Here is a 20,092-nt window from a genome sequence, read left to right as displayed (position 1 = left end):
TGCCCCTTAGAGGGCCGGGGACAGTCGCCCTGGTACCGCTGCATTGCAGTCGACCGCTATCTACCTGTCTACATCTGGGGCTAGGCTTCAATTCCGCCCTCGGCCAAAAGCGCTGGAACTTTGCTCTCCGCGAACAATGTTCGCAGCAACCGTCCGAAACGGTTCTCTTTCTCGGCTCTGACGATGCGCAGGCATGCTTCCAAGAAATTCATTCCAGCCTGGCCGAAGTGTTTCTCGTACATTTCGTGCTGCTCGAGAATGTCCAAACTCTTGAGTACGAAAAGCTTGAAATCACGACCTTTCAACGTGCGCATCGCAGTCTCGAAATCGTCGATCGTAGCCGCTCTCATCGCCGCTTCTTCCCGATGGCCCCATCCGTCATTCTCAAGAAGGTGCTTGATGGCATCGACGACAGTCGCACTGTGAATTCGAGCATCGCGCGCATCGTCGATTGCTGCCTTAAGTTTTGGGTGCAGCGACTGACGGAACGGTGATTCGCCGAATTCGGCCTTGTCGGCGATGGTCGCGAAGTGAGCCAACCAACCATCAATCAAAGCTTCTTCAAGTTTGGCACCGTCAGGTAGATCGGCCATTTGTTTTCCGAGCGCCGTGACAGTGTAGGCATCAAGGTCGGCGACTCTGTCGATGAGCTTGACCGCATCAGCTACGAGATCGTCGTCGCAGTCTGTGACGTCCCAATTGAAACGTTCAGTGAATGCATACGCGAGATTTCTAGATTCGGTGCGATTCTCGTTGTGTTGGTAGCCTTGGACGATGGCCTCGATCGCCTTTGCGTCGTGCCTTCCGTCGCAAACGAAGGCGACAACCAGTTCTTCAAATTCGTCCGAAGAATTGATCCCTAGCTTTGACAGCAGAACTTTCCATGCGGCTGGCGTTGAGTCCTCGGTTTTCTCCTTTGACGCATCGCCTTCCCGCCCGAGGTAGCGGCTAATAAAGTCGCTAGGACCTCGGTTGTAGCCGGCGACATACTCCAGAGTTGGCCCGTCCTTGATGGCTTTGTTTGCAAGAGCAGATATGAGCACAATCGAGGGAACAGTTCGTGCCTGTATCGCGAGAGGCATGTCCCCAGTCGCACCGAGGAGCCGAGCCACAAGACGGTAAGCCTGGCGGATGACCCGGATATTGGTGATCCCGCACGCATCCACCGCAGTCCTGGCCGTCGCACGGTAAGGGCTATTCAAGTCCGGAACCGCGATGTCAAACGCCTCCCCAGGTGTCGGCGTGAAACGAAGTTCTTCTTCGATCACCTTCTCTCGGAACGCCGCCCAGAGCGCGCTATCGGTCGGCGCGGAGAACTGGTCCGAGTTGAGAATCAAGAGGAATCGCGTACCAAAATTCTGAGAGTATTCGTCGACGAAGCCCAGGACCTCGTCAACTGACAACGAGGCGTGCTTGCGCTCGATGTCGTCGACGACTACGAATCGGTTGCGCAAGGCGACAGGAACCGCTACCAGCGCAAGCTCGTCGAGCGCCGAAAACCCCTCGTGGACCTTCTTCAAGGCGTCGACGCTGATCTTCCAAGTCTTCATCAGACCTTCTGTCAACGAGCTGCTCTCACCGCCTACAGGGAGCGCGCTTTGGACCACCTTGAGCTTGAGCTGATTGATATCTTTCAAGCCGAAGAGGGACACGTAGCGCGCGCCTTCGACAATCGGGTCCTGCGACTCTTTGCGAATCTCGTTCCAGAGGTGGGTTTTGCCGGTGCCCCATGCGCCTGTCAGCGCGATGACTTTTAGGTCGGCGTTGTCGATGAGCGAGATCAACTGCGTTTTAGATTGTTCGATCGTCATTTGCCTTATTCGATGCTGAATCCAGCAGGCGGTCCCGTCAGTACGACGTTTGGGTTGCATCACTGGCGCACTCGACCAGCCAGCTCCTGTGAAGATTGTTCGAGATTCGAGGAGAACGCGTCGTCATATCGCAATTCTAAGTCAGCACCGGGCCACCGCGAGTTTATGGGCCGCTCCGAAGCTGCCGCTCTCGACCGGCAGCAAATGGCCGTGCGACGCCGTTGTGATCGGGTAAAGCCCCACACAGCATTCGTTGCGTCGCTCTGGAACGCCGCATCGTCGTATCAGTGACGTTTCGGCCCGAAAGCAACCCGAAGAACCGGAGCTTTCCGGCTGAAGGCGCTTAACCGGTTAAGGGGCAAATGGTGACGGGCGGTCTCAGGATAAACGGCCGCTATGTTTCGAGACAGGCACGGGGGCTCTGTGCGGCCGAGATCCGGTTGAGTCATTCACGCATGCGCTCACGCTGAAAAAGAAGAGTGCGCAGTGTGCTGGCGGTCCGTTGAAGACGGCGGCGATTCAACAGTCGAACGTTGCACGACCGAGGCGAGATGCGGCGTATGAATGCGAGATAAACGCAGTAACGTCAGGTCGACTATCGTCTCGCCAGCTTGTCTTCAATGTCGATGGAGACGCACATTAGCGGGGTGCCGCGAGCGGTAGAGTCAGGCGGTTCGAGTCGCAGCAGAAAGTCGAAATATCGTTCCGTGAGCCTCGCAAGTTGTTCCTGTACCGCGCCAAGCCGGATCAGGCATTGGGCGTCCCAGTTCATGCCCACAACCAGTTCGCTCGTCTCGCCGTTCCACTCGCTTACGAGAATTGTGGCGGCGCGGGCGTTTTCCTCGGCGAATCGTTCGACGCGCTGCTCAATGTAGCGCACGTCGTCGCGCATTAGCATGCCGGAAACGCGAAGCGAAACGGCATGCGCGACCTCGTCGTGCCGGAGGTAAACGGAGGCGATGCCTCCCAAATGGCGAGATACCCTATCGAGTTGCTCGTCCTCAAAATCGTCTTGCACGGCGAGCGCGCCGCTCAGGACGTACAGGGCTGGTTCTTCCATTTTGAAACTCCGGGGATTGGATTTGTCCAGCACGATGGATAGCGCTGGGATGTCAGTGCTCCCGCCCTCTAGCTCGCCACCGGTCGAAATTTCTCGAGAATCCGCGCCTGACGTTGGAGAAAGGCCTCCAACTGGACGTGCTCATCGGCGAGTTCGTTGAGCAACTCCACGTGCAGGGCGAGGCCGAGTGGCACACACGACTGCTCTCCGTAGCGCACTCGTCTGAAGATACTGCCGGTCCGTGCCCATTTCTGGGAGAATTCCCCAAGTGCGTTCTCGACGATCTCCGCTTCGTCGTCGTTCAGTACGCCGCGAATGCGGATCACGAGCGAATGCGTGACGGCATCTGTCGCGAAGTAAATGTCGGCAGGGTCGGCAATCGTTTGGGCGAACTGCTGCGCATGGTAGTGCCGGAAGTTGTCCAGGACGGACAAGGCACCGCAGATTTCATAGGTGAATGACATATAGCCTCCGCATCAAGGAATCGCGGTCAGCGAGGGACAGGCGTATGTCCCCGCCGAGGTGCGATACGCTAGCAATCGGATACCTCTGAAGCTCAGTTTAGAGTCGTTTGATATATTGTCAAGGGGAAAGAATATCAAATGGATGATTTCGAGGCACGCTTGAAAAGGGAACGATTGCGTTTGGGACTGAATCAGACCGAGCTGGCAACGCTCGGTGGGGTCCAGAAACACGCGCAATTTCAGTACGAAAAAGGGATGAGGCGACCCAACTCCGATTACCTGAGTGCGATCGCTGCTGCGGGCGTGGACATTTGTTATGTTCTGACCGGCGAGGAAGGCGCGCGCCTAGAGAGTCCCGACGAGCAGCGGATCGTATCTGGGTTTCGGGCGCTCGACGCGCGCAGACGAGAGGCGATTTTGACGCTGATCGAGGCCATTGCTGAGTCTCCGCCACAATAGGAGTGCCACTGAGTTTTTCCTCAGGGACACTAACGTCTCGGGAATGTATTCCGCCGACGCCACGCTTCCCCTTGTCGTTTGATTGCATCAAGTCGCGCGATCGAAACGCACTATCGTCGAGAAGTAGTCGTAGAGTTCGTCGCGGCGAAGTAGTGCGTGATCCCGACGTCATCGGTGTGTGAGCTGTCGGCTGATCGCTGCCTACTACACTCGTTGCGTAGACATGACGCGCGTGCAGCGTACGGCGGTTTCCCATCGCCCGACATGTTCAGTCGCGTTTTGCATCAGCCGCTTATGTCCTCTGGTCGGGCCTCGTGTTACGTCTCGCAAGATCCCGCTCACGCTTCGCAACCACCAGGTCGTTCTGCCGTATTGCCGATGTACCGCGCGATTGCGGACACGGCGCCCAAAACCGGCGCAAGCCTATCCTGCAGTTTCGTTTCTTTCGTGCTTTTATCTCGTCGTTCGTCAATTGCAGCGCGCGATCTAGTAAGTTCATGCAGAAAGATGGAGCTGCGGTTGCAAAAAGACGCGTTCGTAGCACACCGGAAGGGTGCACGTCTCGCGCAACAAGACGATCCGGATGTAACCAAATAAGCAACGGACGACACGGGCTGCGTCATGTCAATCGAGCGACCACGTGACGTAGGAAAACCAAGTGCTACGAGCAAGAAGAACGATCGTGTCATTTGCAGACGACGCAACAAAACCGACGGACACAACACGTGACTGAATCAGTCGGAATGCAAACTCGACGAGTACGCATCGGCGCGAAAGCAGGGAAAATAGCATCTGCCAAATACGCCGGTTTGTTCGTCGACCGTCGCTCAGGTGATCAGATACGTTCGACTCCGACCGGCAGTTTGCTGCTTGAGGCATGGTCGATCACGAGTTCGCGTTGGCTCAGCGCGACGACGAAAAATATTTCGTTATGCCGTGCAATTCCGCCCCGTTCCCATGCGGCCCGATACGCAAGGCTCGGCTAGCTTTCGGGCATTGACGGCCATCATTGCTATCAGCAAGATGGCAACAAGGCAGTGTATCGAGGCGGATTATGCCGATCGTAAAACACTTTACCCAAGCGCAATGGGACGCGGTTGCTCGCCGTCTCGACGCGTTGCCATTGAAGCCTGCGAACGAGCATCACGTCACTGTGCGTGACGCGGTAAGCGCGATGCGGCCGCATATCAATGGCGCGCAACAGAAGGGCTACACGTTCGAAGAAATCGTTCGGCAACTGGCGGAAGAGGGCGTCGACATCAGCGCCAGCACATTGCGCTACGCGATGCGACGGGTTGCGAAAGATCAGAAGGCCGGGCGTGCGGAAAGGGCCGTCCCGGCGGGCCAGCCTACTGCGTCACTGCAAGTCAGGAAGCCGAAGCGAGCGAAATCGAGCGTTGACCACGTAGAGAATCGCGATCGCCAGGATAACAGGCGAGCGACAACGAAACCGGGGTCCATGGTGATTCAGGACGCGTTCTCATTCACGGTCGCGCCGGACACCGAGAACCTGTAGAGGACGCATATGGCGACGACATACCCGATCTATCTGGTGGGCGGCAGTAAGGGCGGTGTCGGCAAGAGCTTTATTTCGCTCGCGCTGGCCGACTACCTTCAGCGCCGCGATCACCCGATCGCGCTCGTGGAAACCGATACATCCAATCCCGACGTGATGAAAGCGATTCAGGATGAGGTACCGTGCATTGCCTATAGTCTGGACGAAGCAGAAGGCTGGATCGGCCTGGTCAATTTCTGCGACGAGCGCCGGGACGCGGCGATCGTCGTCAACACGGCGGCGCGCAGCCAGACGGGTGTCGTGCGGTTTGGCGCGACACTGGCCAGTACGCTCGGCGAACTGCGGCGCGAACTCGTCGTACTCTGGGTGATCAATCGGCAGCGCGACAGTCTCGAACTGCTGCGCGCGTTCAGTCCGACATTTCCCGATGCAACGATCCATGTCGTGCGAAACGGCCATTTCGGTACGCCGGACAAGTTCGCGCTGTATCAGGCTTCGCAGCTTCGCAAAACGGTTGAATCACGCGGATGCACCCTCGACTTCCCGGATCTGGCGGATCGCGTCGCGGATGAGCTGCGCAGTCAGCGGATGTCGATTCGTGCCGCGTCGGAAACGATGCACATCGGCGAACGGGCGGAGTTGCTGCGCTGGCGAGCGTTATGCGACACGATGTTCTCGACGATGATGGACAACGCCGGAACGGGCGATGAGCCGTAGACGGCCAGTCGAGCCACTGATCCGGCTGTTCCAGGAGGTGTTCGGCGAGGTTCCGGACGAGGCGAGCCTGGCCCGTATGCGCCGGGTTGCGGGTGCCCTGAATCTGCAGGACAACGATGCGCTCTGGTCGATTATCGCGGTGCTCGAGTACTACGCGCGCCTGTACGAGGCGATGCCGGAGCGCATTCGATGGGCGAGCGAGGGTAGTCTCGAAGCGACTCGGCGGGAAGTCGGCGGCGCAAATGATGCGTTGATGCAGCAGCACCGCGACGCGCTGGAGCGGTGCAAGGCGACAATCACGTTGGCTGAAAAGCTGATACAGGAACATGAAGCACGGTACCGGGAAGCGCTGGCAAACCTCAATGAGGCGTTCCTCACGACGCTCAGCGCACGGCTGACCGCTCAGGTTGCACACTCGGCGGGCAATCGGCTCATTGGTGCAGTGGCAGTTTCGGGGCGCGATCAGCAGAAACGGCTGGACGAGGTGGTCGACAGATTCGGGCGTGCAGTGGACGTAGCGGCGGCGCGGGTGGAGGAGATGTCGACGGCGATGGAGCGACGTTTTGCGCGTGCCATGCGCGGCCTATGGCTGTCCGGCGCAGTCGTCCTCTGCTTGATCGTGCTCGTCGCGGGCGGTTGGATGGACGGACGGTGGGGGCGCCACCCGTCGGGTGTGGTGGGTCAAGCGGTGCAGGGCAGGTCGGTAGACGGCAGGTCGTGAGCGCACTGCCGTCTACGGTGTCGCGTCCGTGGACAGGATCGGTCGTTACGCAACGTCCGGGCCAGTTTGGGCAGCGGCTACCGACTCGGTAGTTGGGAAGGGCCACGGCGGCGGTTCGGTGGTTCCGGCGGACGGCTCGGCATCGGGCGACGTATGGTTGATGCGGTTGCCGTCATTCTCGGGGTCCTCATCAGCCTCAGCGTCCTCGTCATCGTTGTCGTCACGGACGGCCCGTGAGGGTGACGCCGGAACTTCGCGGGCGGTGAGGATTTCCGGCAGCCATGCGATCTTCGTGAGGCGCAGTTCCGCGGCGGCCGCGGCGTCACCTTTTTTCATCTTGCCGAGATCGGCCGCGACCTTGGGAGAGACCGCGCCGGACACGACTTCCGCGATGCGTGCCTTGCTGACATGGTCGAAGTACGCCGTGCTCGTTGGCGTCCAATAGCGGGCCATGTCGAGATTCACTGCGTCGGCCAGCGCGTTGATTGCATGTGGCGCCTCTGATGGCGCGATCCCGTCGAGCAGGGTACCGGTGCAGAACGCGAGGAGGTCGAGCAGCGTTGAATGCGCATCCTGCCCAAGCAACCACGGCAGCAGATCGGTTCGGTTCGTCGGCAACTCGCCAATCCAGCGCGTTCGCTGCGTCTCGATGGTGTTCCACGCCGGGCTGACCGGTAGGTCGTCCGCCGCGCGCAGAAGACTATCGCGATTGTTGTTTCCCGAGAGCGTCAGATAGCGCGGCGCGCAGGCGTGGCCGCAATGCTCGGGTAGCGCTTGCGGAATCAAATGTTGCAACAGGGCCGCGAGTGCCACGGTGGGCTGTGCGACCAGTTCCGCGTGGATGGCGGCGGTGCGATGTGCGGTCAGCCGCTGGCACAGCGTTGCACTATGAACGGGTTTGGCCTTGGCCGAAGCCTCTTTGGTATCCGGGCCATCGGCTTCGGGGGTACCGGTCACAGTTGCGCCAGCCGCATCGAGCGCCGCGCTGTTCTCGCGTCGAACGAGGTCGCGTTCGATGACGAGTGCGCCCTGCGGGCCGACGATCACGAACGCACCGGCTTCCGCCATCTGCGGCGCGTCCCACGCGACGGTGCGATTCTCGAACGCGTGGATCGCGGCTTCCACCTCGTCGATTTCAGCGTCGAGGCGTTCTGCTTCCTCGTAGGCGCCTTCGTCGTCCTCCGATAGCGCGTCGAGCTTGTCGGTCAGTTCGCCGTGCTGTGCAGTGAGCGTATCGAGTTCGCGCTGCTCGTCGTCGGTATACAGGCGCTGACTCGGACGCAGTCGGCCGTAACGGTTCAGTTCAAGCATGTCGCGCTCGATGCGCGTTTCGACCCAGCCCCAGCCTTCGGCGCGCACCGTGTCTGCGGCTGTATCGAGTTTCTGCGCGGCGAGGCGCTGTAGCAGTTCGGCATCGGCAATATAGCCCGCGTGCTCGTCGTCGCTGAACAGGTCGCGACGCACATAGCCGCCCGCTGCCTCGTACGCGTCAAGGCCGACGAAGCACACGAGGCGGCTGCGACTCGCATCGATCTCGGCATGCGTGATCGCCTGCCGCAGATAATGCGGCTGACGCTGCCACTCGTTGGCGTCGAACCACAGGTGTTCCTGCGCGTCGTGATCGTCCGCCAGCGCAAGCGCGGCAAGCTGGTCGAGCGTGATGGCATCTTCGCGCAGCAGTGCCAGCAGCTTGGGCGACACATTGGCGAGCTTCATGCGCCGTTTGATGGTGAGTGGCGAGGCGGAAAAAAGAGCCGCAATGTAGTCGATGCTGCGGCCTTCCTCAGCCAGCATCCGATAGGCACGCAGCACGTCGAACGGATCGAGTCCTTCGCGTTCGCTGTTCTCGATCAGCGAAATGGCGAGCGCTTCACCTTCGCTGACGATGCGCACCGGGACCGGATAGTCGGCGGCGATGTGCCTCTGCTCGAACAATAGATCGAGCGCGGCTTCGCGCCGCTGGCCCGCGCAGACGCCGTATTTTCGGTGCTTCCCGCGTGCCCCCTTGATCTCATGGACCACGAGGTTTTGCAGCAACCCTTTGGCGCGGACGTTGGCCGCGAGTCCGGCGATGCCGGATGGCGGCTTCGTGCGCACGTTCAGCGGCGAGCGTTGCAGGCTGGCATACGGCACGGTCACGATCGGTCGTTCGTTGCCGAAGTTTGTTTCGAGCATTGCGGATAATTCCGTAGCGCCAACGGCGGCGATGGAGGTTTCAACAGATTGGGCTTGCATGATCGACTCCTGAGAGTAGGAAAGAAGATGCCGGGCCAGTAAGGGGCGGATGCGTCAGGACGTGACCCGACGGGCGTCATGGCGCAAAGCCGGACAGCAGGGCGACGCAAGTGCGCCGCCCCGAAGCCGTTACACCTTCAACTGGCGCATGGCATCCGCGAGCATCCACAGTGCGCGGTTGAGCTTCACGTTCTGGTCGATGCCGGTGATTGGGCGTGTAGACATCGTGCGGCCCGAGCGGGACCGGCCGTGCAGGCCACCCTTGGTCAGGTTCTCCTGCACACGGTTAAAGACGGTCCAGAGGTCGTCGCGGCGGTCCTCGAAACGGCGCGGGGCGAGCAACTGGCTTTCGCTGACGGGTGCCGGTGCGTCGGCATCGGTCTGGTCGTAGCGGAGCGCGAGTGCGGAGCGGGCGAACGCATGCTGTTCGTCGCGGTCGAGCGTTACAGAGCGCATGCCGTCTTTCTGTTCGCGGATCAGATCGAAACCGTCGAGTACGTCGAACGCGCCATTGATCACGTTTTGCACCACGTTGCCTTTGTGCGGCACGCGGATATCGGCGATGTTCTCGCCGGCGACCATGCCGTTCTGACAGACAAAGCGGAATGTGCCGGCAAGCATCTGATAGCTGCTGGTGCCGTCGTGCGAGTTCAACAGCACGATTTCGTCGGCTTCCTCGCCGGTGATCTGGTCGGCATGGCGTAGTCGGAGCATGTGCTTGGTGAATTCGCGCTTGCCAGAGTCACGTACGCGGGTCTGACAGATCATGAACGGCTGAAAGCCTTCGTTCCGAAGGCCGCGCAGCACGTCGATGGTGGGAATGTAGGTGTAGCGTTCCGAACGGCTTTCGTGCTTGCCGTCTGCGAAGATCGACGGGGCGACGCGGCGAATCTGATCGTCCGACAGCGGAGCATCCGCGCGCAGCATCGGGGCGCTGTAGTGGAATGAGGAAGCGAGTTGCATGGCGTTCTCCAGTCAAGGTTGAGGACCTGAACCGGGCGAGAAGGTGTGCCTTGCCGTTGCGGCTGGATACCTTCCGGTGGAACTCGGGGTTGGCTTTGCTGCCGCCAGGCTCCCGGGTTCCCGCCCGTGCGACTGGAGGAGCCGATCGCGGGCAGGTGTCAAGGAAAAAAGCGAGGGAGGGGTGCGGGCAACACGGTCCCGCGCCCCTTGATGCCTGCCCGCGATCGGCTACGGTCGCGGGTCAAGGGCGGGAAGCCGGGAGTCGCGTGCATGCCATGCCACGAGTTGACCGGGTTCTGAGGAGCGGCGTACGAGAGATATCGCTCAAAGAATGTTCAGCAGGCACAGCCGAGGCGCACGCAGCGATAACTTTGGCTATGCGTGCTCGATTTGCCGGGTGTGGCCTAGAAGCTCTAACAAAATGAATTGCGGGGGCTGCAAGCCCATCGCGTGCTTCGCTAACCGTTTCTCTGACGAGAAGACCATGGCAAAACCGATACTCGGTGACTAACTGTGGTCACTGATCCAACCGCTGTTGCCGCCACCGAAGCCGCGCCGGACACGATACCCCGAACGCAAGCCGCTCGACGATCGGCCGTGCTGACCGGCATCCTATTCGTACTGCAGTCCGGTACTCCCTGGGAGATGCTTCCGCAGGAGATGGGCTGTGGCTCGCATGAGCTGTTGGCGCAGACTGCGCGACTGGCAACCGGTCGGCTGGGACCGGCTGCAGCAGGTACTGCTGGCCAAGCTTCGAGCAGCCGATCGTATCGACGGGTCCTGTATAGTCATCGATTCGTCCTCCATTCGTGCAGCGGGATCGGGTCAAAAGCAGGACCCAATTTCACCAATCGGGCACGACCCGGTTCCAAGCACCACCTCGTGACCGAAGCGCAGGGCATCCCGCTCGCGCTGATCCTTACGGGCGCCAACCGCAACGACGTCCGCAACTGCTGCCCCTCGTCGAGGCCATATCGCACATTCGCGGCAAGCGGGGGCGGCCACTGTCAAAGCCTGCGGTCATCCAGGCCGATTGCGGCTACGATCGCGACGAATATCGCAAGCCGCTGCATGCCGTCGGCATCGCTACGCAGATCGCCCGTCGAGGCGAGACGCATGGCAGTGGCCTCGGAAAAACCCGCTGGGTCGTCGAGCGCACCTTTGCATGGCTGCACAACTTCAGCCACTTGCGCATCCGATTCGAACGCCTCGCGGCTATACACGAGGCATTCATGAAAATCGCCGCTTGCATCATCTACTAGCGGTACCTTCAAAGTCATTCTGTTAGCGTTTCTTAGAACGCCGTCCGGATGCTCTTGCCTGCCAAAGTCAGTCCGCCGAGGAAGAAACCGCCAAAGCTGCCTAGGTTTAACGCCGTCGCCATGACATTGCGGCCGGCGGCCGCACCGACGGCCTGAACATATGCTTCAGATTGATAGAGCGAGCGTTAGAATCTGTATCCAACAGATACGAACGAAATTATGGGATTGACTTTTAGCTTTGCATTGCTGGTTACGATGCCTACTTTCGACTGTGTTGTCAGCGTTGCCCGGACGGACAACCACATATACGAAAGCGAGGCATCAATCGACCAGTGTTGGTTGATGTTGTAGGTCAAGCCTGCATTAACTATGGGCGCGAGCGAGCGGCTCAACTTGACGGTGGTCGGTCCCTCAAGCGCAGCTCCGAGCCTCGGGGAGTATAAAAGTGCGCCACTAGATGCCACGGGCTCAAGTTTCACGTCACTAAACCAGACATAGGCGGCTCCTCCCGCAAGGTACGGTCGAAGGTTGCTCGTGGCATCGTTGAAGTAGTATTTCAACAATATTGTCGGGCTCCATTCATACGCCGCCCCTGCGCGCCCGAGAGCGCTGAGCGACCCGGTGCCGCTTAGCCGAAATTTTGGCGGAATACCGCCTACGGCCGCAGCCGCGATGTGGTCGGTAATGAAGTATGTAGTGGCGAATCCGAGCGTATCAGCGTTATCAACCGACGTGCCAGTGCCCGCTGCAGTAATGCTGGTTCCGAGAGCATGGACTTTCAGTGGGTCACTGGAGTCCAGTGGTGCGAGATGGAACCAACCTAAGTTCGCAACGAGATCTCCGGCTTTTTGTGCCTGGGCTGCCGTGCACGTTAGCAACGCGGCAGCAACCGCCAAAACTTGTTTCTTCAACATCCTGTCTCCTCCGACTGTACGGTCAAGGTGATAAAGTGAAGCGGTAAATCAACTGGATACGGGCCGTGATTACGCTGCTGAACGAATTCCGTCACGTTGCGATCTTCAGAAATAGATCGATCGAAGGTCGGCCTAGCGTAAATTTCGCAATTTATATTTATTAATTAATAAAATAGGAATCCGAATTATTTATATTGGTTGGCGGCACGGTGTCGATATGCATATGAAATTTAGAGAGGGATTTGCAAGTACGTTTTCTACCGATTTAGCAATTGGTGTGGTCGCCGCTCGCGTTTATGCAACTATTTTACGCACTGAATAATTGAGTATCTATACTGGCTTCTTTGAAAATCAAATCGCGCGACGCGCCAAAAAACTTTCTGGGTCGTTGTCGCGACAGAAAGGCACATCCACATAGCCGCGCAGCGTGGGCAGCTATAGGCGCGGCCTCAATCTCGGCCGTAACCGTTTTGTGTGGCGCGTAGAGGTACATGGACATGCAGTCACTCCTCCGAATTTCAGAAGGAGAGGGACCACCGGGGCTCAGGCAAACCGACGACTGCTTGTCACCATGAGCGGACTGCCTCTGGAGTACCGCACGCTGACTGGCAATCGCAACCCGATGTCATCCTACTAGGAGGTCCGCTTCATTCTCGATCGACCCTTTGCTACGTGTGCCCGCAGCACGTTGGTTGGATATCTCGCTCCGCGTGACAGGTAATCCCACACCCGATCTCGACCAACGCCGAAACTGTTGGAGGCGTATCAGTGCTGTGTGGTAGTCGTGGGTGCTCAGCGCCGTATTCATTAGCGCCTTACGGACCCAGATTCGGAGCGCGCTACCGCCCGTCCGGCGCAGACGCTGAACCGACGTGACTTTCCCGAGCAAGGCTAGGGTACGCATGGTGCATACTCAGAAGTTGGATGAATGGAGGGCACCTCCTTGGCAGTGTCGGATCCACATGATGTTCCCATGTGTGCGGCGTATCGGTGCTCGTCTGATAACACTGGCAACCTCCATGAGTATATGATTCGTATAGTATTTGAACTATATAAAATGTATAGTTGGTGAAAACCACAACTGTCCGGCTCGAGGCGGAACGCTCGAAAGAGTGACGCAGTCAATCCGGCCGGATAGATTGTCGCCGAGTCTCCTGATTCTGATGATCAAGACGGCTGCCGAACGCACTGCGTGCCAGCGCCAGATGCCCAGGGTTGTTGACGTCCTGAGCGAGGCTGACTCGGCTCCGTGAACGTGCAATTCTTGCGATTGCGTAGCACCATCCATGACGCCCATCGACCGTGCTGTTCCGCGGTACGACTGGGGAGGTCCTGACCTGAGACGGATCGTGACTGAGACTGAGGGCGGGACTCATGCCTCCGATTATCGAGGCGTGAGGGTATTAGTGGGGCCGAGCGCTCGCCGAGAAGCGACGGAACCAGTCGGGATGCGTCGCAGTTCGGTCGACTTTCGCGGGAGCATCGACTGTAAGCAGATACTGGTCGGCCAGGGAACTCGTTTGAACCCAAAGATTTCTGGGCCGTTGCCTTCATGGCGCGTCTTCTCGCATCGGTTGCCAACCAAGCTTGCTTACATGGCAAGCCAGGTTCGTTGCGCGATGATGCAGGCAGCGCAAATGGTGCGGCCGGGGTTTATAGGTATCTGAAGTTTTGGATATTTGTGAGTCTCAGCCGAACTTCGGCAAGACATCAGGGCTTGTATTCGAGAATCTTGAATACCTGTGTGAACGCCTGCTTGCTTCCTTGCAGGAGGGATACGCGCCCTTCGCGGAGTGCGTGCGTAGGAGTGACTTCGCGCAAAGCCAGAGCCATGAATGTCCCCATGTCGCACTGTATCTTGACGTCGGGAGGCTCTGTGCTGGGGCCGGAACGGATCAGCACCTTTCCGTGGTTCACCGGGACATGGAAAATCTCCGCGCCCACATGGAACTCATACAAAGTTTGTAAGCCGGCGCTCGCGGCGGGATCGCTCGACCCCGTCAAGCACAGTGCGATGAGTTCCGCACGGGCCGTGGACGGATCGATGCGCTCATCGAGCGGCAGGCGCAGACCCCAGAGCCCGAGTGCAATCACAGGCTTGCGCAGTTGTTCGCCCATTTCCGTCAGTTCATAAGCTGGCGTAGCGGCGGATGTTGGCAACGTGGTCGGTTGGATGACATCGTTCTCTACCAGCATGGCCAAGCGCTCGGACAGCCGGTTTGCACCCATGGCCGGTAAGATCGCTAGCAGATCCTTGAACCGCTTCGGGCCCAGCAAGAGTTCGCGGATCACGAGAAGCGTCCAACGATCGCCGAGGACGTCTAATGCCCGGGCCATTGGGCAAAGTTGACCGTAGGTTTTGTTTGGCATGTCACATTGTACAAGGCCCTGCTTAAGCAAAGCCGGTTGGAAGGTGATGGTCACGGCTCAGACGGGAAATTGACGGACGGCCTTGCGGACACCAGCATCCGTAGGGAAAATTTTCCAGACAAGGCGTGCCTTGCCATCGCAAATCTGCCGCTGCGTTGGGTATCCGTTGAGTCACGTCCTGAATCTCCTCGGGGCAACACACCCGGCGCACACGTCGGGTCGTCCCAGAAGGCGATGACTGGCCGCGCGATCGCTGCCGCAGCAAAAGGGGTATTCGTTGTCGCGCCTTCTCGCGCAGAGACGCCATGGCACGCGGGGCGGTCTGATCGAACGGCAGCGCGACCTTGAGGTCTCGCGATGTCTGCGTCGTAACCGGACCCATGCGTTTTCTCCAGTCTCGGGGTTCTGAGCGCGCACTACACATTCTACTATATTGTTTGTATAGTCACTGTGCTATACCAAGCGTATAGTGTTGTCGGTGGTCGTAACGTCGGTCCCGAATTTGTGCCTTTCGCCCCGGTCGGCGGCGGTCCGATACTGCGCCCAAGCTAACGCGGTGTGACGGTTGGCGGACTGAACGGGGTCTTCTCTTATCGGTACGGATACCTGAATGACGGGAGACGCTGAATTCATTCGTGCGGATCTATCCCCACGAGATCGTTTTGGATCGCGGTCCTTCGTCGACTACGCTGCTGAAGACTACTAGAACCAGGAAACGGAGACAAACCATGAACGTGCTATTCGCCAATATGGGTGTAGAGAGCCGGACTAGAGAAGGCTCGAGGTGCTCCAGATGAGTACTTCATATGATTTTGACTATATCGTCATCGGTTCAGGGTTCGGTGGTAGCGTGTCCGCCTGCCGTCTCACTGAAAAGGGCTATTCGGTTGGTGTGATGGAGATGGGGCGGCGTTGGACAGCTGAAGATTTTCCTAAGACCAACTGGGACGCGAGGCGCTGGATGTGGCGACCTGGTCTGAAGATGTTCGGCTTCTACAACATGCGGCTGTTCCGCCACGTCATGGTCTTGAGCGGAAACGCAGTCGGTGGTGGTTCCATCACATACGCGAACGCCTTACTGGTACCGCCCGAAAGAGTGTGGGACGAGGGTTCGTGGGCGGGCCTGAAGGACTGGAAGGGTGTCATGCCCCAGTACTACGCCATGGCTGAACGAATGCTCGGGGTGACCGAGAACCGAATTCTGGGCGAGGCCGATTTTCGGCTCAAGAAGATGGCGGAATTGCAGGGCGTAGGCGATACGTTTCACAACGGCCGTGTGGCAACTTTCTTTGCACCAAACGGTGAGGCTGGCGGCAAAACCTATGCCGATCCCTACTTCGGCGGCGAAGGTCCGGAGCGCGGGACATGTGTCGGTTGCGGTGGCTGTATGGTGGGTTGTAAGCACAACGCCAAGAATACGCTTGACAAAAATTATCTCTATTTTGCCGAAAAGCGTGGGGCGCGGGTTTTTGCCGAAACCAGGGTGGTGGACGTGCGCCCACTCGACGGTAAGGAAGACGGGAGCAACGGCTACGAAGTCTTCACTGAGTGCTCGACCACATGGTTCAATAAGCAACGACGCAGTTTCCGCTGCCGCGGGGTGATATTTGCCGCGTCCTCATTGGGCACGATGGAATTGTTGTTCCGCCTTAAGCAGAGCGGCTCCCTGCCGCGCATCAGTGATGACCTCGGCAAGCGCGTGCGCACAAATGCCGAGTCTCTCGTCGGTGTGCGCTTTCCGGCCAAAGACAAGAGCATGTCGCCCGGCGTAGCCGGTGGTGCCGGCGTCTATATCGACGAACGGACGCACATCGGCGCGGTGCGTTATCCGGAAGGTTCGGACGCTACAGGTCTGATGATGACCTTACTATCTGGCGGGCGTGCCGGGTGGACGCGGATTTTTACCTGGCTATGGACGCTGGCAACACATCCGGTGAAAGCAATACGTGTGCACAACCCCTTCGGATTTGCACGCCAGACAATACTGTTCGTTGTAATGCAGACGGTGGACGCCTTTATCAACATGCAGTTCAAGCGTCGCTGGTATTGGCCGTTTGGCAAGCAGTTGTGCACTGAAGGTGGCCCGATCCCTACCTTCATCCCTGAAGCCAACAACTTTGTTGAAAAGGGGGCGAGGGCCCTGGGCGGCATCCCAACGACGTTGCTGACGGAAATTCTATTCAACATTCCAACGACGGCGCATTGTATGGGCGGATGCGCAATGGCGGACTCGCCCGAGCGCGGGGTGATGGACGCTCAGAACCGCGTCTTCGGTTATCAAAATTTTCTGATCTGTGACGGCTCGATGCTCAGTGCCAACCTTGGTGTGAATCCGAGTCTCACTATCACGGCGCTGACCGAGCACGCGATGTCCCACATTCCTGCGAAGTCGTCGCACGTTCCCCATCTTTCGAGTGTCTCCTATGGCCAGTCCGCTTACAACTAACGGCATCCCGTTGAACCGGCCCTTGAGCCTGCCCAATGGCAGCGTGTACAGCAACCGGCTCACCAAGTTGCCCTAAGTGAGGCACTGGGTAGGTACGACAACCATGTGACGCCCAGACTCGCCGAACTGTACCGGCGCTGGGCAGCTTCAGGTGTCGCACTAAGTACAAGCGGGCTTGACCGCTGACACGATTTTTCCACTATTAGCGTCGTCGAAGAATGATCATGGAGATCAATGCAATGCGCCATCTACTGAAGTCAGGTGTCATCGGACTAGCCCTGGCCGCAACTCTCATTTCCTCGCCAGTTCGGGCAGGTGAGGTATCGTCAGATAGCGAGAAGATCAGCATACCGATACAAAAACAGGAACTCGATGTCAATTGGAAGGACGTGCCGACGCAGACCATCACTGCAGGAGGTGTGGACTTCGCGTATCGGGAGCTCGGGAAGGAACATGGTGGTACACCGGTGATCTTCCTTACTCACTTGGCTGCCGTGCTAGACAATTGGGACCCTCGAGTGGTGGACGGCCTCGCTGCGGAGCATCATGTGGTCACGTTCGACAATCGTGGTGTCGGAGCCTCCAGTGGCTCGCCATCCGATTCGATTGATCAGATGGCTGATGATGCCATTAGCTTTATCAAGGCCATGGGGTACAAGAAGGTAGATCTTTTTGGCTTTTCGATGGGCGGCATGGTTGCACAGGAACTCGTGTTGAAGCAGCCCGAACTCGTCCGAAAAATTATTCTCGCGGGAACGGGGCCTGCCGGCGGGGAGGGCATCAGTGCAGTGACCAGCGTTACCCTCTACGACATGCTTCGAGGGTTCCTCACTGGCCAGGATCCGAAGCAGTACTTATTCTTCACCCGGACACCAAATGGTATCGAAGCAGGAAAGGCGTTTCTGGCGCGTTTGAAGGAGCGTTCGGAAAACCGAGACAAAAAAATCTCCCTGACCGCTTTTGGGGCTCAATTGAAGGCGATTCGCGCATGGGGGCAGAAAGAGCCACAGAACCTCTCGGTTGTGCAGAACCCAGTGTTAGTTGTCAACGGCGATAGCGATCGGATGGTTCCAAGCAAGAACTCCGAGGATTTGGCGCGGCGCCTGCCGAACAGCACGCTCATCATCTACCCTGATTCGGGCCATGGTGGTGTGTTTCAGTTCTACGCGGACTTCGTGCCAAAAGCGCTCGCGTTCCTTGGCGAATAAGTTTGAAGGTGGCGCCCGCAAGGGCGCTCGATCCTCCTAAGCAGGCTTGCGTAGTGGGAAGAACGGCAAGTTTGACGCAGCAGACGGCTAGTTTCCCGATTCGCGCCGAGCATGGTGTCAGTCTGTCATTTTCGAACATCAAGAATCATAAGGATTCCATCATGACCGATACTTTTCGTAGTAGCACGTCTGCCGTGGGGCAGGCCGATATATTCAAAAAATGGGTTCAATATTTCGGTGCGACCGATCCCAGGGATCTCGACCTCGGAACGTTAACGGCTATCCATGCGTGGGTCATGGACGGTTTGGAGCCGAATGATCAAAGACAAGAACGGTAGTCGGCCCCGCACGTGTATCGGTGGTTGAAAGTCCCCATTCCTTGAAATGCAACACCGTCCAGTAAGGGGCCATCGGTGCCCCATGTCACTTTTGCTTAGCTGAGCTGTCGTTACCATGATCGTGCGCCGGTTCGCATGCTGCCGCCGACGGCCCCAGGGTCGCTAGGATCTTGTCGCGGCATACCGTTAGGATTTCGTCGGCCAGTCGGGAATCATCCGGGCACGCGCGCGACAACACAATGGCGCCGACCGCATGCGCCATGATGTCGAGGCAGTTGGCTCGCGCCTCCGCCGAGGCTGCACCGTCCGACGAACCACGCTCTTGGCACAGCGCCGCCAGCAGTCTTTCGATGCCGTCCGCGAATGTGGCGCGGACTGCTTCGGATTGACGCGCGGCATCTCCGCCCAGCGCAGCCATCGTGCAGCCGGTTCCGCGCGAGTCCCGGTGCTCGCGCGCGAGATACAGTCGCACAAACTCCGATGTGTCGACCCCAGCCGATAGCGCAACGGTCTGCGCCATGCCGCAGGCTGCCGACTCCGCGATCAGATCGGCCTTCGAGCGGAATTGCTTGTAGAAGCCGCCGTGGGTAAAACCAGCTGCACCCATCAGATCGGCTACTCCGACCCCATCATAGCCGCGCTCCCTGAATAGGGTGGACGCAGTTTCAACAACGTGGGCCCGATTGGCCTGGGCCTGTGCCTTAGTGACCTTCACTTTTCCTCTTCCGTGGACGAGTTTCTGTATGAAGTCCGACTATACATTGATGTCGGTCGTCATCAAAGTCTTGACATGTTGGATTATGACCATCATCATTGAGTCATTCCCAACACCGAACGCTGGAACAACATGTCAGAGAAATCGCTTTTCGAGCCGTACGCCCTCGGTAGCCTGACGCTCACCAATCGCATCGTCATGGCACCGCTGACCCGCAATCGTGCAGGAGCCGGGTTGGTGCCCAGCGAGCATGCCGCGACCTACTACGCCCAGCGCGCCTCGGCCGGGCTGATCATCACCGAAGCCACCCAGGTTTCGGCTCAGGCCCAGGGCTATCAGGACACCCCCGGCCTGTACACGCCCGAGCAGATCTCTGGCTGGCGTAAGGTCACGGATGCCGTACATGCCAAGGGTGGACGCATCTTCGTACAGCTTTGGCATGTAGGCCGCGTCTCGCACACTGACTTGCAACCTGGCGGTACGGCGCCGGTCGCACCTTCCGCTATCCGCGCCGAGACGAAGACTTTCGTCAACAACGGATTTGCCGACGTGTCCGAACCACGCGCCCTGGAACTCGCCGAGCTGCCGGGCATCGTGAACGATTTTCGACAGGCTGCCGCCAACGCTATTACCGCTGGTTTCGACGGAGTGGAAATTCACGGCGCCAACGGATATCTGCTGGAGCAGTTCATCAAGGACGGGGCCAACCATCGCACCGACGACTACGGCGGTTCGATCGAAAACCGTGCGCGCCTGCTGCTCGAGGTGAGCGTGAGCACGTAAATCGATGGGAATTCGGGGCGTTTTGAGCAGCTTGCGTGATGTAGCGGTGGGGGTCTCCCTCAGGCATCTTGCACAAACGACGCCCAAGGGAGAGTCTCGTGTCTGCCAAG

General features: G+C 58.7%; 15 protein-coding genes and 3 pseudogenes. 10 read left to right on the top strand and 8 right to left on the bottom strand.

The window, feature by feature from the left end; all coding sequences use genetic code 11:
- Positions 1-80: 80 nt before the first annotated feature.
- The 3 genes from QZM67_RS26235 to QZM67_RS26225 all read right to left on the bottom strand — a co-directional run bounded on the left by QZM67_RS26235 (position 81) and on the right by QZM67_RS26225 (position 3,335).
- Complete coding sequence (locus QZM67_RS26235; protein WP_301807799.1) at positions 81-1,811, bottom strand: P-loop NTPase fold protein; 1,731 nt, start codon at positions 1,809-1,811, stop codon at positions 81-83.
- Positions 1,812-2,406: 595 nt separating this feature from the next.
- Complete coding sequence (locus tag QZM67_RS26230; RefSeq protein ID WP_301807797.1) at positions 2,407-2,871, bottom strand: hypothetical protein; 465 nt, start codon at positions 2,869-2,871, stop codon at positions 2,407-2,409.
- Positions 2,872-2,939: 68 nt separating this feature from the next.
- On the bottom strand, positions 2,940-3,335 hold the full coding sequence (locus QZM67_RS26225) for a hypothetical protein (RefSeq protein ID WP_301807795.1): 396 nt from the start codon (positions 3,333-3,335) through the stop codon (positions 2,940-2,942).
- A gap of 138 nt (positions 3,336-3,473) precedes the next feature.
- On the opposite strand from QZM67_RS26225, the gene QZM67_RS26220 reads away from it, so the two are divergent.
- The 4 genes from QZM67_RS26220 (at position 3,474) to QZM67_RS26205 (ending at position 6,748) form a co-directional block, all read left to right on the top strand.
- Positions 3,474-3,794, top strand: coding sequence for a helix-turn-helix domain-containing protein (locus QZM67_RS26220; protein WP_124674252.1), 321 nt, complete (start codon positions 3,474-3,476; stop codon positions 3,792-3,794).
- Positions 3,795-4,848: 1,054 nt separating this feature from the next.
- Complete coding sequence (locus tag QZM67_RS26215) at positions 4,849-5,310, top strand: hypothetical protein (RefSeq protein WP_301807789.1); 462 nt, start codon at positions 4,849-4,851, stop codon at positions 5,308-5,310.
- 9 nt (positions 5,311-5,319) lie between these two features.
- Positions 5,320-6,027, top strand: coding sequence for a protein mobD (locus QZM67_RS26210; RefSeq protein WP_301807786.1), 708 nt, complete (start codon positions 5,320-5,322; stop codon positions 6,025-6,027).
- On the top strand, positions 6,017-6,748 hold the full coding sequence (locus tag QZM67_RS26205; RefSeq protein WP_301807785.1) for a hypothetical protein: 732 nt from the start codon (positions 6,017-6,019) through the stop codon (positions 6,746-6,748). Before QZM67_RS26210 ends, QZM67_RS26205 begins: the two co-directional genes overlap by 11 nt.
- Before the next feature lie 45 nt (positions 6,749-6,793).
- Here the strand turns inward: QZM67_RS26205 and QZM67_RS26200 are convergent, their stop codons facing one another.
- Together QZM67_RS26200 and QZM67_RS26195 are read right to left on the bottom strand one after the other, a co-directional pair.
- Positions 6,794-8,983 carry a ParB/Srx family N-terminal domain-containing protein gene (locus tag QZM67_RS26200; protein ID WP_301807781.1) on the bottom strand — a complete coding sequence of 730 codons (2,190 nt, stop codon included), beginning with the start codon at positions 8,981-8,983 and terminating at the stop codon, positions 6,794-6,796.
- 129 nt (positions 8,984-9,112) lie between these two features.
- Positions 9,113-9,946, bottom strand: coding sequence for a DUF932 domain-containing protein (locus QZM67_RS26195; RefSeq protein ID WP_301807779.1), 834 nt, complete (start codon positions 9,944-9,946; stop codon positions 9,113-9,115).
- 511 nt (positions 9,947-10,457) lie between these two features.
- Between QZM67_RS26195 and QZM67_RS26190 the strand changes: the two are divergent.
- Positions 10,458-11,208 (top strand): annotated as a pseudogene (locus QZM67_RS26190) (IS5 family transposase).
- Between the two features lie 185 nt (positions 11,209-11,393).
- On the opposite strand, the gene QZM67_RS26185 reads toward QZM67_RS26190, so the two are convergent.
- Together QZM67_RS26185 and QZM67_RS26180 are read right to left on the bottom strand one after the other, a co-directional pair.
- Positions 11,394-12,122, bottom strand: coding sequence for an OmpW family protein (locus tag QZM67_RS26185; RefSeq protein ID WP_301807776.1), 729 nt, complete (start codon positions 12,120-12,122; stop codon positions 11,394-11,396).
- 1,710 nt (positions 12,123-13,832) lie between these two features.
- Positions 13,833-14,492 (bottom strand): winged helix-turn-helix transcriptional regulator, encoded by a 660-nt coding sequence (locus tag QZM67_RS26180; protein ID WP_301807773.1) that lies wholly within the window; start codon positions 14,490-14,492, stop codon positions 13,833-13,835.
- 793 nt (positions 14,493-15,285) lie between these two features.
- On the opposite strand from QZM67_RS26180, the gene QZM67_RS26175 reads away from it, so the two are divergent.
- The 4 genes and pseudogenes from QZM67_RS26175 (at position 15,286) to QZM67_RS26160 (ending at position 18,484) form a co-directional block, all read left to right on the top strand.
- Complete coding sequence (locus tag QZM67_RS26175) at positions 15,286-16,938, top strand: GMC family oxidoreductase (protein ID WP_301807770.1); 1,653 nt, start codon at positions 15,286-15,288, stop codon at positions 16,936-16,938.
- Positions 16,916-17,091, top strand: a pseudogene (locus QZM67_RS26170) (NADH oxidase); the annotation flags it as partial. The gene QZM67_RS26175 and the pseudogene QZM67_RS26170, both read left to right, overlap by 23 nt.
- A 65-nt stretch (positions 17,092-17,156) precedes the next feature.
- Positions 17,157-18,146, top strand: a complete 990-nt coding sequence (locus QZM67_RS26165; RefSeq protein WP_301807767.1) for an alpha/beta fold hydrolase — start codon at positions 17,157-17,159, stop codon at positions 18,144-18,146.
- Between the two features lie 161 nt (positions 18,147-18,307).
- Positions 18,308-18,484 (top strand): hypothetical protein, encoded by a 177-nt coding sequence (locus QZM67_RS26160; protein WP_301807764.1) that lies wholly within the window; start codon positions 18,308-18,310, stop codon positions 18,482-18,484.
- 85 nt (positions 18,485-18,569) lie between these two features.
- Here the strand turns inward: QZM67_RS26160 and QZM67_RS26155 are convergent, their stop codons facing one another.
- Positions 18,570-19,199, bottom strand: a complete 630-nt coding sequence (locus QZM67_RS26155) for a TetR/AcrR family transcriptional regulator (RefSeq protein WP_124597593.1) — start codon at positions 19,197-19,199, stop codon at positions 18,570-18,572.
- A gap of 132 nt (positions 19,200-19,331) precedes the next feature.
- Here QZM67_RS26155 and QZM67_RS26150 point away from each other — a divergent pair.
- Positions 19,332-19,967 (top strand): annotated as a pseudogene (locus tag QZM67_RS26150) (alkene reductase); the annotation flags it as partial.
- Positions 19,968-20,092 lie beyond the last annotated feature (125 nt).

It is taken from the genome of Burkholderia sp. AU45251, assembly GCF_030482905.1.
Classification (GTDB): Bacteria; Pseudomonadota; Gammaproteobacteria; order Burkholderiales; family Burkholderiaceae; genus Burkholderia; species Burkholderia aenigmatica.
Note: the sequence above shows the minus strand (reverse complement) of the source record. Positions and strands in the feature narration are given on the sequence as shown.

What these genes read in the sequence shown, in the direction of transcription:
- QZM67_RS26160 (WP_301807764.1), top strand. Translation starts at nt 18,308, where the DNA reads ATGACCGATACTTTTCGTAGTAGCACGTCTGCCGTGGGGCAGGCCGAT.
- QZM67_RS26220 (WP_124674252.1), top strand. Translation starts at nt 3,474, where the DNA reads ATGGATGATTTCGAGGCACGCTTGAAAAGGGAACGATTGCGTTTGGGA.
- QZM67_RS26215 (WP_301807789.1), top strand. Translation starts at nt 4,849, where the DNA reads ATGCCGATCGTAAAACACTTTACCCAAGCGCAATGGGACGCGGTTGCT.
- QZM67_RS26175 (WP_301807770.1), top strand. Translation starts at nt 15,286, where the DNA reads ATGAGTACTTCATATGATTTTGACTATATCGTCATCGGTTCAGGGTTC.
- QZM67_RS26165 (WP_301807767.1), top strand. Translation starts at nt 17,157, where the DNA reads ATGATCATGGAGATCAATGCAATGCGCCATCTACTGAAGTCAGGTGTC.
- QZM67_RS26235 (WP_301807799.1), bottom strand. Translation starts at nt 1,811, where the DNA reads ATGACGATCGAACAATCTAAAACGCAGTTGATCTCGCTCATCGACAAC.
- QZM67_RS26200 (WP_301807781.1), bottom strand. Translation starts at nt 8,983, where the DNA reads ATGCAAGCCCAATCTGTTGAAACCTCCATCGCCGCCGTTGGCGCTACG.
- QZM67_RS26195 (WP_301807779.1), bottom strand. Translation starts at nt 9,946, where the DNA reads ATGCAACTCGCTTCCTCATTCCACTACAGCGCCCCGATGCTGCGCGCG.
- QZM67_RS26205 (WP_301807785.1), top strand. Translation starts at nt 6,017, where the DNA reads ATGAGCCGTAGACGGCCAGTCGAGCCACTGATCCGGCTGTTCCAGGAG.
- QZM67_RS26230 (WP_301807797.1), bottom strand. Translation starts at nt 2,871, where the DNA reads ATGGAAGAACCAGCCCTGTACGTCCTGAGCGGCGCGCTCGCCGTGCAA.
- QZM67_RS26225 (WP_301807795.1), bottom strand. Translation starts at nt 3,335, where the DNA reads ATGTCATTCACCTATGAAATCTGCGGTGCCTTGTCCGTCCTGGACAAC.
- QZM67_RS26210 (WP_301807786.1), top strand. Translation starts at nt 5,320, where the DNA reads ATGGCGACGACATACCCGATCTATCTGGTGGGCGGCAGTAAGGGCGGT.
- QZM67_RS26185 (WP_301807776.1), bottom strand. Translation starts at nt 12,122, where the DNA reads ATGTTGAAGAAACAAGTTTTGGCGGTTGCTGCCGCGTTGCTAACGTGC.
- QZM67_RS26180 (WP_301807773.1), bottom strand. Translation starts at nt 14,492, where the DNA reads ATGCCAAACAAAACCTACGGTCAACTTTGCCCAATGGCCCGGGCATTA.